Genomic DNA, 2,056 nt, shown 5'->3' on the forward strand with positions numbered 1-2,056 from the left:
CCATGGACATCGGCGTCTACGAATCGCTGCTCACCGAGCAACTCAACTCCCAACTCGCCCACCGCAAGGACCTGCGCGCCGACTACGGCACCGTCGACGACGCCGAGCATGCGCTGACCATCACCCGACACCTCGCGCCGATCATCGAGCGGTCGCTGCGCGCCGCCGGCACCGCGGAGAAGCGCGTGGAGCTGACGCAGCAGATCCTGGCGGTGCTGCCGGACACGTTTGCCGACGGCGCCACGCTGCACCCGCGGGACCCAGACAGGATCGCCCGCCTTGAAGAGGTCGCGAAAGCATCCGCGCTGGGCCATTCCCGGCTTCCGCGGCCCGTCACCCCGTTCTCCGATGCCGCGCTGATGACCAACGCTCGACACGAACCGACGTTGGCCGCCGAGCTGCGCGCCGAGCTGGGCAGTGCCGACCGCGTTGATCTGTTGTGTGCCTTCATCAAATGGGAGGGTCTGCGGCTGCTGGAGAACGAACTCACCGAATTGCGCCAGCGTGATGTTCCGCTGCGCGTCATCACCACCACCTACCTGGGCGCCACCGATGCCCGTGCTCTCGATGCGTTGGTTAACGACTTTGACGCGCAGGTCTGCGTCAGCTACGAAACCCACCAAACCCGGCTGCACGCCAAAGCGTGGCTGCTGCGGCGCAACACCGGCTTTCACACCGCCTATGTGGGGTCGAGCAACCTGTCGCACGCCGCGCTGGTCGACGGGCTGGAGTGGAACGTGCGGCTCTCGGCGAAGTCGACACCACACCTGCTGGAGAAGTTCCGGGCGACGTTCGAGTCATACTGGGAAAGCCGCGACTTCGAGCGCTACCACCCCGCCGAGGACGGCGACCGGTTGCGCGAAGCGCTGCAGACTGCCTCCGGGATTCGCAAACCCGGCCCGTCACCCTTCACCATTTCCTTTCTGGAGGTGCGGCCCAAGCCCTTTCAGGCCGAGATGCTCGAACAACTCGACGCCGAACGCACCATCCACCACCGGCACCGCAACCTGATCGTCGCCGCCACCGGCACCGGCAAGACCGTCATGGCCGCACTGGACTACCGCCGGCTGGTCCGCGAGATTCACGACCGAGACCTCACCGTGCTCTACGTCGCGCACCGCAAAGAGATCCTCGGCCAAGCGCACCGGATGTACCGGGAAGTCCTCACCGACGCGAACTTCGGCGAGCTCCTCGTCGACGGACATCAACCCACCAAATGGCGGCATGTGTTCGCCAGCATCCAATCCCTGACGGCCAACCGGCTGGCCGGCATCGAGCCGAACCACTTCGACGTCGTCGTGGTCGACGAGTTCCACCACGCCGAAGCCGCGTCGTATCGGCGGCTGCTCGACCACGTGCGCCCGATCGAACTGCTCGGCCTGACCGCCACCCCCGAACGCGCCGACGGCGTCGACGTCCGCGAGTTCTTCGACGGCCGGATCGCCGCCGAGCTGCGGCTGTGGGAAGCCCTCGAACAAAACCTGCTGGCCCCGTTCCACTACTTCGGCATCCACGACGGCACCGACCTGGAGGCGGTGTCCTGGAAACGCGGCGGCTACGACCTGTCGGCGCTCAGCGGCGTCTACACCGGCAACGACGCCCGCACCCGCATCGTCCTCACGCAACTGCGCGACAAGGTGGCCGACGTCGCCACCATGCGGGCGCTGGGTTTCTGCGTCAGCGTCGAGCACGCCCGCTACATGGCGCAACGCTTCGCCGACGCCGGCATCCCTGCCCGTGCGGTGTCGGCCGAGACGTCCGCCGACGATCGTCGTCAAGCACTGCGGGCATTGCGCAACCGGGAGATCAACATCATCTTCGCGGTCGACCTGTTCAACGAGGGCCTGGACATCCCCGAGGTCGACACCGTGCTGTTTTTGCGCCCCACCGAAAGCGCCACCGTCTTTTTGCAGCAGCTGGGCCGCGGGCTACGGCTCACCGAAGGCAAGACGGTGTTGACCGCACTGGACTTCGTCGGCCACCAACGCCGCGAATTCCGCTTCGACCAACGCTTCCGGGCGCTGACCGGCGTCGGCGGCAGGGCGCTGCAACGCCA

1 protein-coding gene is annotated in these 2,056 nt (G+C 66.8%); it reads left to right on the forward strand.

The window, feature by feature from the left end:
* Positions 1-2: 2 nt before the first annotated feature.
* On the forward strand, positions 3-2,056 hold a 2,054-nt coding region (locus tag AC2VON_RS16220; RefSeq protein ID WP_486953874.1), incomplete at its 3' end, for a DEAD/DEAH box helicase family protein.

The sequence above is a fragment of the Mycobacterium sp. TH-M82 genome (assembly GCF_057473605.1).